This window comes from Streptosporangium sp. NPDC000396, from assembly GCF_042898655.1.
Taxonomy (GTDB): Bacteria; Actinomycetota; Actinomycetes; order Streptosporangiales; family Streptosporangiaceae; genus Streptosporangium.
On record NZ_JBIAZA010000007.1, the window covers coordinates 332,091 to 353,586 of the forward strand.

Below are 21,496 nucleotides of genomic sequence, written 5' to 3' on the forward strand. Positions count from 1 at the left end.
TCACTTCTCCTTGGCCTGGGAACCGAGCTGGAGGGAGTGCCAGCCCGGGGTCAGCTGAAGGGTCTGGTCATGGATCTGTCCGGTCCTGTCGCGCCAGCACAGGCGCACCTGCACCGGCCCTGTCACGTTCGGCCCCAGGCCGATGTGCACGTCGTGACTGCGCCGTCCGGAGTGGCCGCTGCCGCCGTCGACCCGCGCGATGCGCTTGCGCCCGTCGGGTGTGGTCACCGTCACCTCCGCTCCGATCACGGCCGAGCCGGGAGCCGGGAGCGTGCCCGCGGCCGGGGTGCCGGTGGCGGCCGTGTCGTCGTGGGTCAGCTTCAGCCCGAGGAAGGCGCCGGGAGAGGGGCTCTCGTTCCGGTAGAACACCGGCTCGTCCCACTGCCGGGCGACCGCGAGGTCGAGCCGGCCGTCGCCGTCGGCGTCGCCGGTGGCCAGGCCCCGGGTGGGAACGGGGATGGCCAGGCCGAGGTCCTTGGCGATGTTGGCGTAGCGGCCGTCCGGGGTCTTGGCGAAGAAGGCGAGCGTCTGATGCCCGGCGACGTCGTCACCGGCCCGGACCTTGGGCCACGAGTGCGGGTTCCGCAGGACGCCGTCGTTGGCGGTCGCCAGCTCCTGCAGCACCGGCCAGCGGTTGACGTCGCCCTTGACGAATCCGGTGGCCTGGGCGATCGCCAGGTCGCCGCTGTTGTTGAAGTCGTCGATCTTGACGTCCCAGCCCCAGCCCGACCAGGCGGTGGACGCCTGCGCGCTGCGGTCCTCCCACGGCGCCTCGCCCTTGCCCAGCTTCGCACGCAGGTCGGCCTGGTCCTTGGCGGTGGACATGAACTGGAAGTTGCTCTCCTCGATGCCGAACGACGTGGTGATGTTGCTGACGAACATGTCGTAGATGCCGTCGCCGTTGAGGTCGCCGAAGTCGAGGCCCATGCCCTTGAAGGAGTCGTGGCCGATCGTCTTGGACTTGGGAATGATCGGCGTGCGCACGCCCTCCACCAGCGAGAACTTGATCTCGCCGGGCTTGGAGCGGTTGTACAGCAGCCGGTCGGGGCCGAAGTCGTTGGCGAGGTACAGCTCGGGCAGCAGGTCGCCGTCGAGGTCCGCGGAGGCCGCGCCGAGCTCCCAGCCCTTCGAGATGTTGGCGGGCAGGACGTGGTCCAGCTTCTGGAAGGTCGCGGACGGCTGCGCGCCCGAGGTGGCTCCGGTCCAGCGGAAGAAGTAGTCCTCGCCGCCGTTGAGGCCCCTGGACATCGAGTCGTTCATCTCCACGCCGCCGTTGACCTTGGCGTTGAGCACGGGGCTGTGCGGGAAGTAGTTGCCGATGAAGATGTCATTGTGCCCGTCGCCGTCGAAGTCGGCGAAGGTGGCCGTGTTGCTGTTCCACAGCGGCCCGGTGTACTTGGTGCCACCGGCACCGGGCACCAGCTCGGTGGGCAGGTACGTCCCGGCGGTGAGGCCCTTGGCGTCGGCCTTGGCCAGGTAGACGATCGGCGTGCGGCCCCACAGGTAGACGAGCAGGTCGGTGCGGCCGTCCTCGTTGAAGTCACCGGGCAGGCAGCCCATGGGGGCCATGGCCTCGTTCATCGGCAGGGTGCCGGGGTTCAGCGCGAACGGCGCGTAGCGGCCGGACCGCTCACCGGGAGTGGGGGTGACCACGACCTGGTCGATGCGGGGGTCGGTGATGCACAGGTCGTTGGCCAGGCCGTCCCCGTCGAGGTCGTTCATCGCGATTCCGGATCCGACCGAGGAGATCCACGCGTCGATGTGCTCGTATCTCTTGTTCACCGCGCGGATCGTCTTCTGGGTGAACCCGCTCGGCAGCGCGATGCTCATCGGCGTGAACGCGTACTTGCTCGCGATGTCCGCATGCTCGGCCGCCGACGACGTGGGCGGGCGGCTCACGATGAACGCGCCGGTCATCAGCACGAGAGCGACGATTCCTGGCAACTGCTTCCGTAGCCAGCCGGCTGTCGTGGTCACGGACTAACACCTCCAATGGATACGAACTCATCGGCGATGCGCTGCCGCCACACCTCATAGGCCGGCAACTCGCCCCGTACCGCCCCGCGGGGGCGGGTTTCGTCACAGATTCGCGCCGCCAGATCCGGCGTCGTGCCGCAGAACACCTGTGCCGCGACCTCGTTGTGCGGCACCACCAGACCGGCCCGGATCCGGGCCTCGGCCGCGAACGCGCTCCCCTGCGCGAGCTGGGGACGGTAGTCCCCGGCGCGCTGCCAGAACTTCCGCAGTTCGTCCTCCTGGGCGCCGCCGGCGTAGGTGGCGGCCAGCCCCGCTCCGCCGTACAGGTCGGAACGCCGCGACTCGGGGAACTTCTCGATCAACGACGTGACCCGGTCGCCGTCGGTCCCGCCGATGAACCACAGGGCCCGTCCGATGCCCTGGTCGATGGCCCGGTTGGCGTACGACCGGGTGTCGTCGGCCGGCCACGGGAAGCCGGGGGCCTGGAACTGCTCGTGCACGTACCGCTGGGTGTGGAAGTAGGCCTGGTGGAAGCCGTAACCGTCGTGCATGAGCCACAGCAGCAGCGGGTCGAACTCGGCGCTCTTCGGCCACAGGAATCGCGGCAGCCTCGCCATCGCCCAGCCGACCCCGACGTAGACCATGTAGATGTGGTCGTTGCCCCGTCCGGCGAGGAAACCGGCGAGCTTGCCCCCGCCTCCACCCCCGACCGGCATCGCGTCAAGGATGGTGAAGGCCATGCCGGCGCCCTCGTAGGCGAATCCGCGAAATTGCCGGGGAATCCGCTCCAGTCGTTCTTCGGCCTCGGCGGGAGAACGTGCTTCCGCCGCGTAGGCGTAGCCGGTGAGAAACATCTCCCCGACGGTCTCCAGCAGTTCCTTGGCCTTCTGGTTCTTCACATGGAAACCGCGTGTCTCAAGCCGCGTCTCCGAGATGTCAGGTGTCAGGATACGACGTCTCAATGACCGCAAAAAACTGGCCAATTACCTCTCCCGCCCCTTGTAGAATTACCCTTCTTCACGGGATTGTCCTTAGACGAATCTACCCATATGGTCTTATCTCGGGTCTACTCCAAACGTGCTCACTCAAAAAAGCGGAACCTTTTTCAAGCATGGTCGAAAAAACTCCCCGCACTGAAAACCCGCCTCACGCGCGCCCGCGGACGGTGCGAATCCCTCTCCGGCCGAACGGGTCTGATGGGCCGAACGGCCGGCCGGCTGACCGAGGCCGCCGGGGGCCGCGGTCAGCTCAGAACGCGGTCCTCGGCCGGAAGGAAGTGCGCGCGCACCCTCTGGCGCCACAGTTCGTACTGCGGGACCGGTCCGGAACCCCTGGGGTCCACGGCGGTGTCGTCGGCGAGCGCGACGGCGCCCTCGACGGACAGGTCCGCGAGCGCGCTGACGGCGGCCTCGGTGTGCGGCGGCACGAAGCCGGCGAAGGTGCGCGCCTTGACCGCGAACACCACGCCCTGGGCCAGCTCGGCTCGATGGTCACCGGCCTCACGACGCAGCGTCGCCAGGGCTTCGGCCCCGCAGCCTCCGGCGAACGTCGCTGCCAGGCCGACGCCGCTCCAGAGATCCGCCTGCCGGTGGCCGGCGAAGCGCCTCACGGCGGAGGCGACGTCCGGCACCTGCCCGCCGTGAATGAACCACAGCGCCCGGCCGATGCCCTGGTCCACCGCTCGCAGGAAGTAGTCGGGTGAGCCCTCCCACGGATAGGGCGCGGGCACCTTCTGCTCGTCGACCCAGCGCCGGGTGTCGAAGTAGGCGCGGTCGAAGCCGTAGCCGTCGACCGCCAGCCAGCTCATCGTCGGGTAGTACGCCGACCCGTCCAGATCGGGCATGACCTTCTTCCACAGCGGCCTGGGCAGCCGCGCCATGGCGAAACCGATGCCGATATAGGTGAGGAAGATGTGCGGCTGGCCCGGACCGAGCAACAGGTCGCGGGCGCGGTGACCACGGCCGCCTCCCATCGCGTCGAGAATGGTGAGGGCCATCGTCGCGCCTTCGTAGGCGAAACCGCGCAACTCCGGTTCCACCATGCTCAACCGGCGCTCGATTTCCCATTGGTCACGCGCGTCGATCCCCCACTCGAATCCGCAGACCACCGACTGAGGAATGGCCTCCAGCCGCCGGGTGGCGTCCGACGGAGTGACCGGGAAGCCTCGCCCTTCAAAAGAGACCTCGGCCAGTGACGGGGTCAACAGGAGCCTGCGCAGCGAGCCAAACAGGGTCGGCATAATGTCCTCCTCACTTCGCCGTCAACCGGAGGCTGACATTCGCCGCCGGCCCGACCAGTCAATGGTCATACGCGAAGTTTTTGGAAGCATCTCCGGAACTGCGGTATTTGAGTGGAATATCCGCTCGGTGGCGTACGGCCGACGCCGCGGAACGCATGGCGAAGCCCGGCGTGAACGACGCTTCACGCCGGGCTCGAAGGCTTTTACATCTCCCTTGACAAGGGAGGATTCAGGACCAGGGCGCCACCGGGTACCAAGGGATGATCTCCCGCCGGGCCAGCATCCGCACATCCCAGTACAGGAAGGTGAACACCCCGGCGATGATCAAGGCCGAGGCCGTCAGGACCGCGATCCGGCTCGGCTTCGCGGTCAGCCACCGCTGCAACCGGCCGCCGAAGGAGGCGAGGATCAGGAACAGCACCGCCATGATCACGATGTTGCCGATGGACTGCAGGGCGAAGGCCGCCGCGCCGTACAGCGGGTTGCCGCTCTCCGCCGCGTCCCGGAACATCTGCCGGAACAGCCCGAACGGGCGCCCGATCAGGAACCCGCCGATCAGCACGCCCATGAACACCATCGGCGCGTTCGGGAAACGCCTGGAGATCCGCGCGAACGGATCCGGCACGATGCCGAGGGCGGCCAGCCCCAGGTAGAACATCACCAGCCCGATCACGCCGAAGACCACCATCGACTGGATGCCGCGCGGGGACAGGGTTCCGGCGACGCTCTGCGCCTGCGAGAACTGCGGCATGCCGGTGCCGACGAACCCGACGATCGCACCGTAGACGGCCGATACCGCGATCATGCCGACCGAGAGCCACGCCAGCGGCTTCATCGCGTGGACCAGGCGGCCCCACCGGCTGCCGACGTTGCCCAGCATGGGCGTCACCGCGCCGAACGCGGCGATGTTGCAGGCCGTGAACGTGCCGGCTATCCCGGAGACGAACGCGAACACGATGCCGGCGCCGATGCCGGCGATCGGCGTCTCCTTCGCGTCATGCCCGAGCAGCGTGTTGGCGACGTTGTCGCCGATCGTCTGGTCGACGAACTCGGCCGACCAGACCACCGTCAGCAGGAAGCCGACAAGGCCGCTGATCAGTACGATCAGCCCCCGGCGGCGAGGGAAGTGCCCGCTGACGAAAGTGGATGTGGCCCCGGGCGTGGTTTCCGGCCCGGCAGGGTCGAGCGCCCCCTGCCGGTCTCGTTCAGTACGGTCGCGCACCATCGCTATCTCCTCGAAGAGAAGTCAGGAACGTCATCAGACGTAACTTCCATCGCAATCTCCTCAAAGGCAAGATACAAATAACATCACATGTAATTTCCCCACTTGAACCGTATTTTCGGTCAATGCGGAAACACCGAAGCGCGATACGACGGCCCTTCCCAGCGCACTCGCTCAGCGGGCCCAGGCACCGGCCCGCCAGGCGCCGGGGCCGGGCACGAGCGGCCACCGCTTGGACCGGGAACGATCGGCCCAGGCCGACGGGAACGGCGGGGAGGACGGAGACGACGGGGAATGCTCGGCCGGAGACGCCGGTAGAGCAGCGGGAGAGTCCACCGGAGCGGCCGGGGAAACGCGCGCGGCCAGGACCACGATGAGCGCCGCCAGTTCCTCAGGGGTCGGATTTCCGCGTATCACCTTCAAAAACGAATTCGTTTCCACTCCGCACCTCCATGTTGCGATTCGTCATGAGAGTCACACCCGAGCCCGGTCGAGCACAACTTCATGAATGCGAACCATCTTCATGAATGTGAGCCGTTTCATGGAACCGAGTCGTTTTCATAGAGGTGAGCCGCGCCGGAGCGGCCGGCGTTCCCCCTTCGCCACCCGCGACGGGGAAGCATTCCGCCGGCCGCTCTCGACCGCTTTTCAGTTTCCCGGAGCGGCCGGACGGGAGGGGTCGAGCGCCTTGCTCATGAACAGCGCGGTTTCGCCCTCCGACGGTGTGCCCTGGTAGAGGGTGGTGTCGAGACCGCACAGGGCGAACCCCATCCGCCGGTAGGCGCGGACGGCGGGCACGTTCACGCTCGACGTCTCCAGCCAGGCCGTCCGCGCTCCGTGGCGGCGGCCGTACGCACAGGCCCGCTCCATCAGCACCGCGCCGATGCCACGTCCACGGTGGGCAGGCGCCACGATGATCTCGTGGATGACCAGCCGGCGATGCCAGTCCTCCACGTCGGCGACGACGTAGCCGCAGACCTTCCCGTCGTCGACGGCGACCTCGACATGCCGGTCGAAGAGTGAGCCGCCGTCCTCCTCCTCTTCGGCGGGAAACTCCTTGACCAGCGGTGGCGAGACGGGCACCGGCCGCAGCATGAACGCCTCCGGCCCGGCGACGACCTCGTAAACGGTGTCGGTGGCGAAAGAGTCGTCGATCGCCTCGATCTGCTCCTCGTCCTCCGGCCCTGCCTGCCGATACACGATGGCCTGTTCGGGATTCACGTGCGCTCCATGTTCTCGCTTATTTGATCATCAAATGAGACGAACGTCCCCCGTCATGAATTCCCCGAGCGCGCCGAGCCTGGGCCGTGCCATCCGAGGCCGCGCCGTACACCCCGGATCCCTCACGTGGACTCAGGTGGCCACACCGGCCGGGATGGGCGTCATGAAAAGACCGTAAGCGGAGACCGTACGGCCCGCCCGCCCGATGATCCAGCTTGAAGACTATTGCACTTTCATGACAAAGCGCTGAAACTTTCTTTCTGTGACCATATGTCGAGCGGGCCGTGAGTGGCGGCTCGTCGCGGCAGGCCTGGGGACCCCAGCCCACGGTGCCGCGAAACGACTCGGCGTCCTCGGCCGAGTCACCGCTGCGGTTCTCGTCCTCCTACTCGCCGGCGTCGTCGCTCCCACGCCGGCGGCGGGGACATCCGGCGGCCTTGCCGCCTGTGCCACGAATCCGGCGATGCCGAAACGGCAACTCCGCGCGATGTGGATCGCCAGCGTGGTCAACATCGACTGGCCGAGCCAGACCGGCCTGAGCGTGTCGGCGCAGCAGGCCGAGTTCCGCTCCTGGCTGGACCTGGCTGCGCAGAAGAACATGAACGCCGTCGTCGTGCAGGTCCGGCCGACGGCCGACGCGTTCTGGCCGTCGCCCTACGAGCCGTGGTCGCAGTGGCTCACCGGCACCCAGGGCACGAACCCCGGTTACGATCCGCTGGCCTTCATGGTCAGCGAGGCGCATGCCCGCGACATCGAGTTCCACGCGTGGTTCAACCCGTACCGGATCGCCAACCACGACGATCCCAGCCGGCTGGTGCCGAGCCATCCGGCCCGGCAGAACCCCGGCTGGCGGTTCGCCTACGGCGGCAAGCTCTACTACAACCCGGGCATTCCCGCGGTCCGCGGCTTCATCGAAGACGCCATCATGGACGCGGTCACCCGTTACGACATCGACGGCGTGCACCTTGACGACTACTTCTACCCGTATCCCGTCAGCGGCCAGACGATTCCCGACGCTGCCGCCTACGCCGAGTACGGCGCTGATTTCGGCAACATCCACGACTGGCGGCGCAACAACGTCAACCTGCTCGTGCGGGAGATGGATCAGCGGATTCACACGGCCAAGCCATGGGCCGAGTTCGGCGTCAGCCCGTTCGGCATCTGGCGCAACGCCTCCACCGACCCGCTCGGCTCGCAAACCTCCGGTCTGCAGTCCTACGACGCCATCTACGCCGACAGCCGGCTCTGGGTGAGGCAGGGCTGGGTCGACTACATCGCGCCGCAGATCTACTGGCACATCGGATACCCCGCCGCCGACTACAAGGTGCTCACCGCATGGTGGTCCGACGTGGTCAGGGGTACCGACGTGCAGCTGTTCGTCGGGCAGGCCGCCTATCGTGCCGGAGCGACCGGCCAGGACCCGGCGTGGCAGCAACCCGACGAGCTCACCAACCACCTCTACGACAACCGGGGACATCCGGAAGTGCTCGGCGATGTCTTCTTCAGCGCGAAGGACGTTCGCGCCAACCGGATCGGAAGCATCGCCCGGCTGACGAGCGACCACTATTCCAGGCCCGCGCTGATACCGGCCTACGGCACCGCGCCCGCGCCGGCCGCACCGTCGATCACGTCGGCGACCCGCGTCACCAACGGGGTCGCGCTCTCATGGCAACGCGGTGGCTCGATCACCCCGGTCTCGTACGCGGTCTATCGGGTCAACGACTCTCCGGCGACAGACCCGTGCTTCTTCGCCGACGCCCGCAACCTGCTCAAGACGACCCGCGGGACGTCCTTCACCGACACCACCGCCGCGGCCACCGGCACCTACACCTACTACGTGACGGCCATGGACCGGACGCACCACGAAAGCGCGCCGAGCGCAGGCCGCGTGGTCACCTCCGGCGGCTCGTTCAGCGTCGTGATCGACAACGGCGACGCCGGCTTCACCGCCGGCTCCAACTGGGGCACCTCCAGTTTCTCGTCGCAGCGCTACGGCGGCGACTACCGGTTCGCCGACCCTGTCACGTCAAGCGATTCCGCGTGGTTCCGGACCGCCGTCCCCAGCGCCGGCGGCTACCGGATCGAGGTCTGGTACCCGGCGAACTCCGGCTACAACAGCTCGACGCCGTTCATCGTGGCGACCAGCGGCGGCAATCAGGTGATCAACGTCGACCAGCGCGTCAACGGCGGGCAGTGGCGCAGCCTCGGCACGTTCACACTCTCGGCCGGCACCTACAACGTCGTCGGAGTGAGCCGCTGGACCGCCACCAGCGGCTACGTCATCGCCGACGCCGTCCGCATCACGAAGCTCTAGCATGCCCCACCTGAAACGCGACCCGGCCGATCCGTCCAACGGTGCTGAAATCACCGGCCGAGGCACGGTTCTTCATCAAGCCGGCGCTGACCCCGGTGGCGGTGTCCGCTTCTCCTTGCCGTGGGCGGCGGGCTCCGGCCACCCGTCGGCGCCCGGGGTCTCGTGGTGATGGTGATGGTGACGCCGTCGGTGACTACTCACCGACGGCGGACAGTCCGAGAAAGTCAACAGCCTGCGACCAGGCCTCCTGGCTGTGCTCGGCCGAATAGTGGGGATTTCCCGGGTCGCAGAAGCCATGGGCGCAGTCGTACAACCGCGTCACCACCTCGTCCCGGTCTGCCAGGCGGTCGGCCAGCACGCGTCCGGAGAAACTGGCCTCTCGTTCGGCGATCACCACCAGGCAGCCACCGGCCGGACGCGCGTCCAAGTGATCCCTGATTCGCGAGCCGTAGAAACACACTGTGCCGTCCAGCACTCCCGCACCGGCGGCCAGCCACGCCGCCGTGGCACCGACACTGAACCCCACGCATTGCACCCGGCGGTAACCGCCTCGCAGCTCGCGAACGTATCGCCGCAGAGCCTGGCCCATGCCCTCCACACCCAGCTGCAGCATGAAGTCCTGGTATGCCTGAGACTCCTGGTCCCGCGTATATGCGGTCGGTGCCGGCCTGAGGTCGGGGGCGAACACGTCACACCGGTAACGGCGCAGTGCCTGAGCGACGCCGGCGATGTGCTCGTTCACACCGTAGATCTCATGCGCGACCACGATCGCGGTGTCATGGTCGTCCGGCAGTCGTTCAGCCATGACGGCAAGCTCCTCTTTCGGGGGCGACCGCCTTCAAGGGCGATCCGAGAGCTCATTATGAAGAGCCGCTCCCGTGAGCCGGTGACACCCCCTCGGAGAACCGGGATTCCGCACCGCCTTACCCGGTCACGCCGTACGCTGCAGGTCGTGAGGCATGTTCCAGCCTCCGGCGAGCCGGGAGGGGTGGACGTTGTCACCACCGCCGAAGAACTCGCAGAACTTCATGATGAGCGGATCCCACCTGAGCGGGTCGATGTAGTGCGTCCCCGGGATGATCAGCTCTTCCTCGACGTGGGTGCGCACGACTTCGACCTGGAAGGCGGTGGCATGCGGCGTGGGAGCGCCGAACGGGTGTGTCCCGATGACCCTGCACTCCAGCTGGATGGGGCATTCGGCCACGCGGGACGCCCCGACCAGGTCCGAGGGCTGCTCGGTCAGCCCCGCGATCGAGAACTTGTCCGGTTCGTACCGGTAGCCCTGCTGTATCTTGTGCGGCGGCACCACCGGCGCCCCGGTGGTCAGCGCGAGCCGGTCGACGGCGTCGACCATCGCCGAGGAGGGCAGGTTGAGCACGCATTCGCGCTCGCGCAACAGATTGGCCGTCGTCTGCGCGCTGTTGCCCAGGCCCAGCATGCAGCACTGGCCCAGCCACCAGGCGGAGGATATGGGCGCGAGGTTCGCGGTGCCGTCCTCGTTGCGGGAGCCGATCAGCACCACGGGCGTTCCGAAGTACATCACCTTCAGATCGAGGGCCTTGTGCACCGATACGTCCTTACATGAGTCCTTACCGTTTTGATCGGGATCGACTCTGACGGATCGGCCCGCGATCCGCTGGCGATGATCGGACCTCTCACCGAAGGCGTTCTCAGCCGGGATCGTTCTGTCCGGAGAACGCGAGTGCGAGCCGCTCCGTGGCGTCGGAAAGCCGGTGCTTCGACCGATCGTCGGGCCAGGTGGAGAAACCGTCGTCCGCCCAGCGGGGCACGACGTGGAAATGCAGGTGGAACACCGACTGCTCGGAGCCCGGCCCGCTGGCGTTGAGGATGTTCACGCCCCCCGCGCCCAGTTCGGTCCGGATCATCCTGGCGAGGCGCTGGACAAGCTCCATGGTGGCGGCCAGCAGCTCGGGCGGGATGTCGAAGATGTCTTCGTGGTGCGAGGTGGGCACCACGAGGGTGTGACCGGGTGCCATCGGGTCGAGGGGCGCGAACGCGCAGGCGAGCGATTCGCGCACCACCCACTGAGCCGTCCCTTGGCGGATGAGGTCGCAGAAGACGCATGGCACTGATCAACCTTGGCAGCGCGGTCACGCAAGCCGCAACATACGACCGCGGATCATCGGTTTCCCCAACACCCGTCGCCGGTACGGCATCTCCGGCCAACCACCACCGACCATCTCCTCATCCTCGCGGGAGAGCGTGCCGCCCGCAGGGCGCCATCGCGGCGGGAACGGCCGCGGCGGGGAACGTCTCGCCGCGGCCGTCACGAAAGCCTCGAAGGAGGTGGGCTCAGGAAGTCGGAGTGGGGGACGGGGTGGGGGTCGTGGTGCCTGTCGGCGTGGGGACCGGCGTCGTCGGCGGAGGGGACGTCGGGGGTGTCGTAGGCGTCGTCGGCGCGTCCGTGGGGGTCGGGGGTGGGGTAGGCGTCGTCGGCATGTCGGTGGGTGTCGGAGCGGGCGGGGTGGTGGGAGGAACCGTGGGCGTCGGGGTCGGCGGGGTGGGGCAGGGAGTGGGGGTGCGCCACTTGGCACCCGGCCGCCACTGCTTGGAGAACCACCAGCCGCGCCAGAAGCTCTTGCGAGGCTTCGACAGGTCGAAGACATAGGCGGCCGTCGCCGTCTCGCCCACGGTCGTGGCGGTCACCGAGACCCAGTCACCCTGCCTGACCTCGTTGTCCCGCCGGCCTGCCAGGGTCCAGGTGGAGTCGTCGATCGTGTACGCCTTCTCGAAGCCGTCCTGGCTTTTCACAGTGATCGAGTCCTCGGCCAGGGCGATCGCCTCCCCGGTCTGGGAGAACACCGTGAAACCGCAACCGTCCTTCCCCGGCACGGTGAACTCGCCGTGCAGCGTGCCGGGGAACACCAGCGGGGGCACGTGAGGCGCCGTCGTGGCGGTGGGGGTCGGGGTGGGAGTCGGGGTCGGGGTCTCGGTGGGATCCGGGGTCGGGGTCGGGGTCGAGGTCGGGGTCTCGGTAGGCGTCTCGGTCACCGTCGCGGTGGGAGTCGGCGTCTCCGCCTCCGTCGGAACGGGCGCCGGCGTTGCCGCCGACGCCGCGGACACCCCGGCACCGCCCGAAGCCACCAGGACGACGGCGGTGGCGAAGATCAGCGGGCGTGAGATGGGGCGCGAGATGCCCCGGCGTGACCCGCCTGGTCCGTTCGACGTCGCCTCGTTTGGTTTGTCAGGGTTTGCTGGCGTCACCATGTCCTCCATCGGGCTTGATCAGGAACCAACGGCAGCACTGAAGGAGTGCTTGTGCCTGCCCCGCCGAGACCGAGGACCACTGTCCGGCCGTGATCCTCTCACGAGGCGCGGAAAGACTGCCCCCTTCGGGAGGACCCATGCGGGCGAGATTCGCGGCCAATGCCGGATATAGGATCTTTCAGCAGCTCATCGCCATGTTTCGCTGATTCGAATACGGCAGAAGTGAGTCGCCCCGGGCTCGGCGAAGGCTCGAACTCCCCCAGTCGAATGATCCTGGCGACGGATTCCCGCGAGCCGTGACCCAAGCCACCGCAACAGCCGCCACAACGCGATGAGCATCGAGTCGTGCGCTTCGAGCAACCGTCGCAGCCTGGCGATGTGCCCGTATCGGTCCTCGACCTCGTATACGGCCCGGTACACGCGGATTCCGCCCGTCATACGGGGTTGTGGCGACGTGAGTTCGGAGGACGGCGTCGCCACGCCTGCTGAGGCGAATGTCGCAGCGCCCGAGCCCGCTACCGGAGCCCGGCCGCGAGAGAGCCGTGAGCTCTCAGGAGACTACAGCGGTGCCGGCGCCGGAAGCCGGTCGAGGATCCAGGTGCAGAGTTCTTCGGTGATCAGCGTGTGCTCCTCGTTCTCGGTCGCGCACAGGAACTCGTCCAGCTCGCTTTCCTTCGCAGGCAGGCTGCTGATGTCGGCGTACACGTCGTCCTGGGTGTCGAGATCGCGGATCGCCACGGCGCTGACCGCGGGGACGAAGCAGACGGAGCGGTAGTACACCTCGGCCTGACCGTACTTGTTCAGCGCGTCGGCCAGTATGCCGAAGGACTCCAGCGTCCCGCCCGGCGCGCCGTCCATCTCGGGCAGCCCGTTGGTGTAGACGTCCCTGGTCCCGCCGAAGATGCTTCTGAGCGCGGCCACCTGCTGGTCGTCCCCGGCGGACTGGGTGTAGAGCACGGTGCCGTTGAACACCAGGCCGGTGCACTTGAGCGCTTCGACGCCGGGTGGGACATCATTGGCGGAGCCGTTCCCCGAGCCGTTGGCGACCCCTATCTTCTTCGGAATGCTCGGCCACGAACCGACCTCATCCAACTTCTCGAGGAAGGTGGTGCGCAGCGCGTCTTCCTGCGGCTCGCTGCCGGCCTCGGAGATGTGCCATCGCAGGAGCTGACGCGCGGCCGGGCTGTTGATCTGGTTGGAGAAGGCCGGGTTGCCCGCCCTGATGAAGTGCGCGAACGCCTGCAGGGAGATCGGGATCCACGCGCCCCGGTGAGGGCTGTCATAGGAGACATAGAGGTCCGTCTGGTGGTCGATGCCGTCGTGCTCCAGCTTGGCCAGGGCGTATCGGGTGACCAGGCCGCCCATGCTGAAACCGCCGACGGTGAGCCGTGTTTTCCCGTACCGCTCCGCGAGCGTCTGGGAGATGGCGGCGATCGCGGTCTGCGCGTTGTCCAGGATCGACGCGCTGCGCTCGGCGAAACCGAGGATGACGAGATCGCGACCACGGCGGCGCAGCTCGCTGACGAGAGGGTAGGCCCCTCGCTCCAGGAACTCCCAGGACTCATGGAGATTGGACGGGCCGCTGTTGAAACCGTCGGCCAGGATAACCGGATTGACCAGGCACTGGTTCCCTTCTCCGTAGTACACCCAGGCGGTGCCGCCGGGAAGCTCCCACACCCTGTCCGGCGTGGGCGCCGGCGCGGATACCTCCAGCGGCGCGATCAGCCCGATGGGTCCGACGGCCTGCTCCGCCTTTGCTGCCTGCTCTTCGCTCATCCGCTTCCCTCTCTAGTGCGTGCCGGTGATCCGGCAGCGTCGCCGGACCACTGCAAGCATTACGGATCGTGATGGATTGAACGCTAAACGGCACTCCAAAGAACGAATAGGGATTGATTTCCGACGTAGATCGACTAGATGACGTGTGCCCTTCTTGCAGCGGAAGTGCGCCTACCTCGCGGAAGTGCGCCTGCCCCGCGGCTCCCGGCCGTCCACCGGCGTATCGCCGTCTGCGACCCGTTGGGGCCTGGGTGGCCGGAGGGGAACGAGCGGGTGGGGCGGCTTGAGGCCGCCGCGCGGTCGGCGCCTCTCCCGCGCTGAGGTCTTCAGCCGCGCACGTATCTGACGGCCTCAGCCGCGCGCGTATCTGGCGGCCATGGCGTGGAAGACCGCCTTGGGCTCCCACCTGGTCGCATCCAGCATCCTGACGACACCGTAGGAACCGAGGTCGGCGGCGCCCTGGAGGGAGTATCCGGCGAAGGTGAACCAGAAGGCGGCGGCCACACCCTCCTTCTCGAAGATGTCCATCAGCTCCTCGAAGTAGCGGACCTGCTCGCCCTCATCCGGCTGCGCCCCCTCCGGCACCAGGAAGGCGGAGCCGCCCTGCTCGGCCGCGCCCCGGTAGGCGCAGGTGCCGAACTCGGTGACGGCCACGGGCTTGCCGTGCCCGAAGTGGGCACGCACCTCCGCCGCGAAGTGGTCGGCGTTATAGGCGGCGCGGTAGGCGTCCACCCCCACCAGGTCGAACGGGGTCCAGTCGACGGACTCCCACGGAGCCGAGGCGTAGGTGATCGGGCCGCCGAACAGCGACCGCACGGTTTCGGCCGACTCGGCGAGGAACGCGTTGAACCGGCCCATGGCCGTGTCCAGTGTCTCCAGCCAGGCCAGGTCGGCCATCATGGCGTTCATGCGCGCCGTGTAGGTGTCGCCGGGCAGGTAGCCGTGGCCGAAGGTGGAGTACTCACAGCCGGTCACCAGCACCACCTCGGCCCCGCCGCGCCGTAGCGTCTCCGCGCGCTCGGCGCAGTCGGCGTACAGGGCGAGCGTGTCCTGGGCGGGCAGGTCCACGGGGAAGGGGGCGAACCAGATCTCCAGCCCCGCCTCGGCGGCCGCCTGGGCGGCGACGCTCAGCCGGGCGGGGTCACCGCCGGATACGCGGACGGCCTGGCAGTGCAGGTCGTCGGCGATGACGCGCATCTCGCGCCGCACGGTCGCGGCGTCGAACAGCTTGCGGGTGAGGCACTCTCCCGGCAGGAATCCGGTGTCATAGTTGATGCCCTTTTTCACGATATTTCCCTTCTTGGTGTGAACCTGTGGTTCGGCAGGCCGAAGGCGACCTCAATGACGCGAGAATGACGCGAGAATGACGCGAGCCACCATCCCCGGGCCCCGCCGCGCCCACGGCACGGCGGTTGCCGGAGGTGATGCTCAGAGGTGCGCCTGGCATGGGCCAGGAGTCAGCGGAACCGGTCCGCGTTCTCGATCGCCCAGTCGTCGTAGGTACGCAGCGGGCGGCCGATGATCTCCCGCACGGACGGTCGCTGATCGAGCGTCCATTGGGTGAGTTCGGCCCGTCGCGCGCCGTACTCCTCAAGGGCGTACAGCGTCACATCGATGCCGCTGTCGGGCCAGCCGCGAGATCGCCAGTTCGCGCGGCTGATGGAGGGCGTCAGCTCGACGGCGCCGATATCGCGGCCGATGGCCCTGGCGATGCTCAGCACACGCGAACGCGTGCTGAGGGGCAGGCCGACCGCCTCAAGGATGCCTCCGACGTGGTCGTCATCGCGCAGTGCCGACACCGCGACGGCGGCAAGGTCGTCTTCGTGGATGAACGGATAGTGGCCCTCGTCCAGGAACGCCTCCCGGACGGCCAGCTCGGTCTTGACGGTGTCCGGCCAGTCCGATCCCGTGGCGGGATAGGTGCCTTCGAGGATGGATCCCATCACCGCCGACGGGCGAATGTGGGTCCACTCGATCCCCGAGCGCTCGACGGCCCTTTCTATGGCCAGCCAGAACCACGTCTCCGGTGGATACGCCTCCTCGTACTCCGGCCCGTGCGAGGACAGCACGACGATCCGCCGGACACCGGCCGCCCGCGCGAGAGCCAGCGCGTCCTGCACCGTCGAGGGCTGGGCACCGGCGAGGAAGATGCCGTCGACGCCGGTGAACGCCTCGGCGCACTCCAACGGCCGGGTGATGGACCCCTGGACAAGCTCGACCGCATCGGGCCAGTCGTCCAGTTGGCCGGGCTCGGCGATCACGCGCACTCGATCGCCGGCGGCGAGCAACTGCCGCGCCAGGCTCCGTCCGACGATCCCGGTCGGGCTGCTGCCCGCGTCTTTCCGCGCGCCGACAACGGTCAGCAGCCGCAGCTCTCCGGCTTCCCGCGCTTTGCTGATCCGCTTGATTTCACCCATGGCAAGACCCTCCAACATGTCAGCGGAGATCTTGCGCCTTGACCGGCGGCCGGGCATGCGCTTCGGCGTTGCCCCCACGGCCACCAGGAGAAGGGTGCGGATCTGAGATCATCAACCCTAGCAGCAACACAGGGATCGACTGTCAACGACTGTGCATCAGAAAAGCCTTGCCAAGATGCAGATCAGGCCGGCCGAGGTGGAGGTCTGGCCGGTCAGCGTAGTGGTCTTGAAGCCGTGCTCTTCCATGAACGGCACCACCCTGGCGGCGATCTCCCTCGCCTGCCCCGCCCCGGGCGGCTCCCAGAACAGATGAAGACTCCCGCCAGGAGCCAGCCAGCGCCGGAGGGCGGTGAGTTCCCTCTTCGAGGAACGCGCCCAGAACAGGTTGACGTTGACCGAGAAGATCTTGTCGAAGGAGTCGTCGGCGAACTCGGCGTTCTCCAGCGCCGCCACCAGAAAGCTCGCCTTGCGAGCCGCCACGTTCTCGCTGTTGCGCCGTATGGCCGCCTCGACGGCTTTGTCCGACCGGTCGATGGCGGTGAAGGAGCCCTCCTTGAGACGGTCGAGGACAAGCACGGCCGCGACGCCGCGACCGCATCCGATCTCCAGTACGCGATCGGACGGCACGAGATCCAGCGTCTCCACCGCCCACGACAAACGCTCGGGTACGGATTTTCCGGCCATGGTCACAACGTACCCCGGCTCCCGGAGATCCGGCGGAGACCGAATGCCCGGTCGCCGTGGACCAGGGGGCGGTGAGTGCCCGCGAGCAATCGTTCGCAGGCGCCGAGCAGACGTTGCCGCTGCGTCCGCGCCCGCTCGGCGAACCCTCGCTGTTCGGCGGCGTACTCGGCTCGCCCTTCGGGCGTCTCGATCCGGATCGGCCGATAACCGAGCGGGCTCAGGTCGTACGGGCTGGCCCGCATGTCCACGGCGCGGATGTCACGGGCCAGCACGAAGCAGTCGGCGACCAGCTCACCGCTCACCAGCGGTGACAGCTTGTGCGCCCATTTATACAGGTCCATGTTGGCGTGCAGGCAGCCCGGCTGCTCCAGCTCCCGCTGGCGCTGCCGTGTCGGCTGCAGCACGTTGAGCGGGCGCGCTTCGGGGGTGAAGAAGCGGAACGCGTCAAAATGGCTGCACCGCACGCCTCGTTGCTCCACGATCTCCGCGATCGCCTCCCCGCTGAGCCGCAGCGGCCAGGCGCCGTGCCGTACCTCCGCGGTCTTGTAGACCATCGCCCACTCGTGCAGGCCGAAGCAGCCCAGATACGCCGGTCGTGCCGCGGTGGCGGCCAGCAGCTGCGCGATCCATTCGACGGTGGACCTGCGCCTGTCCATCAGCGCCGCGGTGTCGAGCGTGGCCCCCTCGGAGGTGTCGAGGTAGTCGCGGCCGAAGTCGCGTGCCCCCTTCAGCAGCACCCCCGCGCCCGGGTGCCACCGCCGCAGTTGCGCCGGCCGATGCCCGTAGTAGGTGAACAGGAAGTCCTCGACGGGATGGATCTCGCCCCTCGCCCTGCGCGCCAGGTGCGGCGCCGTCCATGCCTCAACCCGTTGCCGGTGGGCCTCCGCCCGAGCCTGCCACACCTCCTGCTCCAGAACATCCACCGTTGAATGGTATGCGTGAAAGGTCGAGCCGTACGCGGCGGTCCGCCGTGATGCTCACACCGGCATGTCCTTCCGAATCCCGCGGCAAAAGCCACGGCGCGGGATCAGGTCAGACGGCACCCGGCCGGATCGCCGAAGTACCAACCGGCCAGAGCCGTCCTGCGGCAGAACACTCATGGCCTCACGAGGTGAGGACGGTCCTGCCTTGCGGATTCTCCGGCATGTTCCAGGAAGGTGCGGACCTCCTCCGCCTCCGGAACACCGAGCTCCCCGTAGAGGCCGAGAGCCACCTGCCCATGCTCACGAGCCTGCTCTGGGTGCCCGAGTGCGAGGTGGGCGCGTGCCAGCCCATCGTGAGCACGCGCCTGCTCCGGCCGGTTGCGCGTCAGGTTGGCGAGCGTGAGCGAGGCCGCGTGCCCCTCGACCGCCCGAGCCGGGTCGCCCGCCGCCTCGGCCAGCCCGTTGAGTGCGGCCGCCTCGTCGGTGGTGTTGCCGAGCTTGCGGTAGAGAGCCGCGGCCTGCTCGTGGCGGGCGCGTGCCTGAGCGAGCTCGCCCTGGTGCCGGAGGACGACGCCGAGGTGGTTGAGGATCATCGCCTCTCCGGCCGGGTTGCCGATCTTGCGGTGAAGCGCCAGTGCCAGGTCGAGATGGCGCCGGGCCTCCTCCGGGCGGCCGGCCCGGTCAAGGACAAGGGCGAGGATGCCGAGCACATGGGCCTCGCCCCAGGTGTCGACGCCGATCCGGGTGAGGTCGAGTGCCTGCTTGAGGTACTGCTCCGCCTGCGGGTCCTGCCGCCGGCGCAGGGCCACGTTGCCCAGGGTGAGCAGTGCCCGAGCCCGTTCGTCGGCCTCCTCGCACGCGTCGAGGGCCTGGTGAGCGTACTCCTCTGCGCGCTCGTACTCGCCGAGCCGCCAGTAGGTCCACGCCAGGTCGGTGAGCGCTCGCTCCTCGAACTCACGGTGGCCGAGCTTGCGGCTGCGCTGGAGCGTCAGGGTGTGGAGCGTGAGCGCGTCGTCGTGGTGCGCCTGCCCGTCGAGGTAGGGGCGCATCACCAGGGACAGCATGCCCAGGCAGATCTCGGGCCCGTGGACGGCGGTCGCGATGATGTTGGAGCGCTCGGCGTCGAGCCAGGCGATCGCCTCCGCGGCGTCACGGATGGGCGCGATCGGGGCGGCCGGCTGGGGGATGCCCTCCCGCTGGCTGACGCTGTGCGGGAAGAGCCGGTCCATCGCCGCGCGGGAGCGGTGCAGGTAGTGGGCGAGCAGCCGCATGACGGCGCCGTCGTCCTCGGCGATCGAACGGGCGTGCTCGCGGAGCAGGTCGTGGAAGGTGTATCGGCCCGGTTCGAGCTGCAGGAGCATGTGGGCGTCGAGGAGGCCTTCGAGGAGCTCCTCCGCCTCGTCCTCCGAGATCCCCGCCAGCGCGGCCGCGCCGTACGGGTCGATGTCGCGACCGGGCACCAGCCCGAGCAGGCGGAACATGCGCTGCTCGGCCTCATCGAGTTGCTCGTAGGAGAGGGCGAAGGCCGCCGACACCCCGTCCAGGAGCCGGCGACGGTCCCGCAGCCGGCCCGCCAGGTAGGACACGCTCCAGCGCGGGCGGTGCTGGAGGCGGGCGGCCGAGATCCGGATGGCGAGCGGGAGGTGCCCGCACAGCTGCAGCACCTCGCGTACGGCGTCCGGCTCGTGGTGAGCGCGTTCGCCCACGATCCGCTCGAACAGCTCGGCGGCGTCCTCCTCGCCCAGCACGTCGACCGACAGCGCGTGGGCGCCGTCCAGGTCGACGAGCCGCCGCCTGCTGGTGATCAGGACGAGGGTGTCGGAGTGCCCCGGCAGCAGGGGGCGCACGTGCTCGGCGTCGAAGGCGTTGTCGAGTACGGCGAGCACGCGGCGATCGGCCAGCTCGGCGCGCCAGAGGGCGCTCCGCTCGGCCAGTGTGACCGGGATGCGGTCGGCGGGCACCCCGAGCTGGCGGAGGAGGACCTCCAGCGCGGCAGTGGCGTCGACCGGCTCCCGGCCTGCGGTGTGGGCCTGCAGGTCGATGAAGAGCTGGCCGTCCGGATGGTGGGCGGCCAGCCGATGGGCCACGTGGACGGCGAGCGTGGTCTTGCCGATCCCGGCCATGCCGTCGATCGTGACGACCGCCGACCCGCGATGCTCGTCCACGAGCCGCTCCAGCTCGGCGGTCCGTCCGGAGAAATCGGGAATGTCGTAGGGCAGGAAGGTGGAGCGACGCGGCGGGCCGGAAACCACCGGCGCCGCGTCGGCCAAGTGCAACGCCGGATCATCCGCCAGGACCGCCCGCTCCAGCTCGGTGAAGGCGTGCCCGGGATCCAGCCCCTGCTCGTCCGCGAGAGCCGTACGGTAAGAACGCGCCGCGGCCAGGGCGTCGGCCTGCCGCCCCGCCCGGTGCAGGGCCAGGACGAGGTGGCCGTTGAGCTTCTCGCGGAGCGGGTTGGCGGTCACCTGGGCGGCGAGTTCGTCGAGCAGATCGCCGTGCCGCCCGGCGGCGAGCTCGCCCTCCACCAGGCGCTCGTACACCGACAGCCGCCGGTCGTTCCAGAGCTCCCGGACGCCGGTGACGTAGTGCGCGTGCACGTCCTCCAGCGCCTCGCCGCTCCACAGATCCAGGGCCTTGCGCAGCTCACCGGCGGCTGCCAGCTCGGTGAACTCCTGCGCGTCGACCTGCCCGGCCTCCGGCTGCGCGACGTAGCCGCCGGCACGCGTCTCAAGGAGCCGTACGGCTCCCGCACCACGCAGCACCTTGCGGATCGCGGTGATCGAAGCGTGGATCTGCGATCGGGCGGTGTCGGGCTGGTCGTAGCCCCACATCGCGTCGATCAGCCGCTCGATGCTGATCACCCGGCCGGCATTGAGCAGGAGGTAGCCCAGAACAGCCCGGTGACGTGGGGCGATGCCCATCAGCGGCGCGTCGTCGACGACCACCTGGACGGGACCCAGAAGGGTGAAGCGCAGCATCGTCCTCCGATCACCGTCGCATCGTGCGCGCATAGCGAATGTATCAATCCGGCCAGCCACTCTGATCTCACCCCAACCGAGACGACCGAGACGAAGGAAACACCATGGAAGCCCGGATGAAGAACCCCGCCACGATCATCCCCGCCGCCCAGAAGCCGATCATGGAGCTCATCAAGGCCGCGCAGTCGCAGGGCCTCCCCCAGGAGCTCATGGAGATGATCCACCTGCGGGTCAGCCAGATCAACGGCTGCAGCTTCTGCGTCGACTACGGCCTGAAGAACCTGCGCAAGCTCGGCGAGAGCGACGAGCGCATCGGCCTGGTGGCCGCCTGGCGCGAGGCCCCGTACTACACCGACGCCGAACGGGCCGCGCTGGAGCTGGCCGAGGCCGCCACCCGGCTGGCCGACCGCACCGACGCCGTCCCCGACGAGATCTGGGACACCGCCGCCGACCACTTCGACGAGCAGCAGCTGGCCTCGATCCTGCTGATGACCGCCGTCACCAACCTCTTCAACCG

18 protein-coding genes are annotated in these 21,496 nt (G+C 68.3%); 2 read left to right on the forward strand and 16 right to left on the reverse strand.

Features of this window, described 5'->3' with window-relative positions:
• The 6 genes from ACFY2X_RS14340 to ACFY2X_RS14365 all read right to left on the reverse strand — a co-directional run bounded on the left by ACFY2X_RS14340 (position 1) and on the right by ACFY2X_RS14365 (position 6,659).
• Positions 1-1,977, reverse strand: a complete 1,977-nt coding sequence (locus ACFY2X_RS14340; protein WP_389937614.1) for a CRTAC1 family protein — start codon at positions 1,975-1,977, stop codon at positions 1-3.
• A complete protein-coding gene (locus tag ACFY2X_RS14345) occupies positions 1,974-2,960 on the reverse strand; it encodes a DUF1702 family protein (RefSeq protein WP_389937616.1) in 987 nt (328 codons plus the stop codon). The genes ACFY2X_RS14340 and ACFY2X_RS14345 overlap by 4 nt, the downstream gene beginning before the upstream one ends.
• A 260-nt stretch (positions 2,961-3,220) precedes the next feature.
• On the reverse strand, positions 3,221-4,216 hold the full coding sequence (locus ACFY2X_RS14350; protein WP_389937619.1) for a DUF1702 family protein: 996 nt from the start codon (positions 4,214-4,216) through the stop codon (positions 3,221-3,223).
• A gap of 229 nt (positions 4,217-4,445) precedes the next feature.
• A complete protein-coding gene (locus ACFY2X_RS14355; RefSeq protein WP_389937622.1) occupies positions 4,446-5,441 on the reverse strand; it encodes a hypothetical protein in 996 nt (331 codons plus the stop codon).
• A gap of 171 nt (positions 5,442-5,612) precedes the next feature.
• Positions 5,613-5,879, reverse strand: a complete 267-nt coding sequence (locus tag ACFY2X_RS14360) for an acyl-CoA carboxylase subunit epsilon (RefSeq protein WP_389937625.1) — start codon at positions 5,877-5,879, stop codon at positions 5,613-5,615.
• 207 nt (positions 5,880-6,086) lie between these two features.
• Positions 6,087-6,659 carry a GNAT family N-acetyltransferase gene (locus ACFY2X_RS14365; protein ID WP_389937628.1) on the reverse strand — a complete coding sequence of 191 codons (573 nt, stop codon included), beginning with the start codon at positions 6,657-6,659 and terminating at the stop codon, positions 6,087-6,089.
• A 463-nt stretch (positions 6,660-7,122) separates the two neighbouring features.
• Between ACFY2X_RS14365 and ACFY2X_RS14370 the strand changes: the two genes are divergently transcribed.
• A complete protein-coding gene (locus ACFY2X_RS14370) occupies positions 7,123-8,973 on the forward strand; it encodes a family 10 glycosylhydrolase (protein ID WP_389937631.1) in 1,851 nt (616 codons plus the stop codon).
• Between the two features lie 193 nt (positions 8,974-9,166).
• On the opposite strand, the gene ACFY2X_RS14375 is transcribed toward ACFY2X_RS14370, so the two are convergent.
• The 10 genes from ACFY2X_RS14375 to ACFY2X_RS14420 all read right to left on the reverse strand — a co-directional run bounded on the left by ACFY2X_RS14375 (position 9,167) and on the right by ACFY2X_RS14420 (position 20,979).
• On the reverse strand, positions 9,167-9,778 hold the full coding sequence (locus ACFY2X_RS14375; protein WP_389937634.1) for a dienelactone hydrolase family protein: 612 nt from the start codon (positions 9,776-9,778) through the stop codon (positions 9,167-9,169).
• A 126-nt stretch (positions 9,779-9,904) separates the two neighbouring features.
• Positions 9,905-10,540 (reverse strand): flavin reductase family protein, encoded by a 636-nt coding sequence (locus ACFY2X_RS14380; protein WP_389937637.1) that lies wholly within the window; start codon positions 10,538-10,540, stop codon positions 9,905-9,907.
• Positions 10,541-10,643: 103 nt separating this feature from the next.
• Positions 10,644-11,063 carry an HIT family protein gene (locus ACFY2X_RS14385; RefSeq protein ID WP_389937640.1) on the reverse strand — a complete coding sequence of 140 codons (420 nt, stop codon included), beginning with the start codon at positions 11,061-11,063 and terminating at the stop codon, positions 10,644-10,646.
• A gap of 223 nt (positions 11,064-11,286) precedes the next feature.
• A complete protein-coding gene (locus tag ACFY2X_RS14390; RefSeq protein ID WP_389937643.1) occupies positions 11,287-11,985 on the reverse strand; it encodes a hypothetical protein in 699 nt (232 codons plus the stop codon).
• A 774-nt stretch (positions 11,986-12,759) separates the two neighbouring features.
• Positions 12,760-13,977, reverse strand: a complete 1,218-nt coding sequence (locus ACFY2X_RS14395) for an esterase/lipase family protein (protein WP_389937646.1) — start codon at positions 13,975-13,977, stop codon at positions 12,760-12,762.
• A gap of 351 nt (positions 13,978-14,328) precedes the next feature.
• The gene (locus tag ACFY2X_RS14400) at positions 14,329-15,264 is read right to left on the reverse strand and encodes a hypothetical protein (RefSeq protein ID WP_389937650.1); all 936 of its coding nucleotides are present in this window, start codon (positions 15,262-15,264) and stop codon (positions 14,329-14,331) included.
• A gap of 170 nt (positions 15,265-15,434) precedes the next feature.
• On the reverse strand, positions 15,435-16,394 hold the full coding sequence (locus ACFY2X_RS14405; RefSeq protein WP_389937653.1) for an SDR family oxidoreductase: 960 nt from the start codon (positions 16,392-16,394) through the stop codon (positions 15,435-15,437).
• 156 nt (positions 16,395-16,550) lie between these two features.
• A complete protein-coding gene (locus ACFY2X_RS14410; RefSeq protein WP_389937656.1) occupies positions 16,551-17,078 on the reverse strand; it encodes a class I SAM-dependent methyltransferase in 528 nt (175 codons plus the stop codon).
• A gap of 2 nt (positions 17,079-17,080) precedes the next feature.
• The gene (locus ACFY2X_RS14415; protein ID WP_389937659.1) at positions 17,081-18,001 is read right to left on the reverse strand and encodes a 3-methyladenine DNA glycosylase; all 921 of its coding nucleotides are present in this window, start codon (positions 17,999-18,001) and stop codon (positions 17,081-17,083) included.
• 173 nt (positions 18,002-18,174) lie between these two features.
• Positions 18,175-20,979 carry a tetratricopeptide repeat protein gene (locus ACFY2X_RS14420; RefSeq protein WP_389937663.1) on the reverse strand — a complete coding sequence of 935 codons (2,805 nt, stop codon included), beginning with the start codon at positions 20,977-20,979 and terminating at the stop codon, positions 18,175-18,177.
• A gap of 104 nt (positions 20,980-21,083) precedes the next feature.
• Here ACFY2X_RS14420 and ACFY2X_RS14425 point away from each other — a divergent pair.
• Positions 21,084-21,496 (forward strand): carboxymuconolactone decarboxylase family protein (locus ACFY2X_RS14425; protein ID WP_389937665.1); only part of this gene is annotated, 413 nt, incomplete at its 3' end.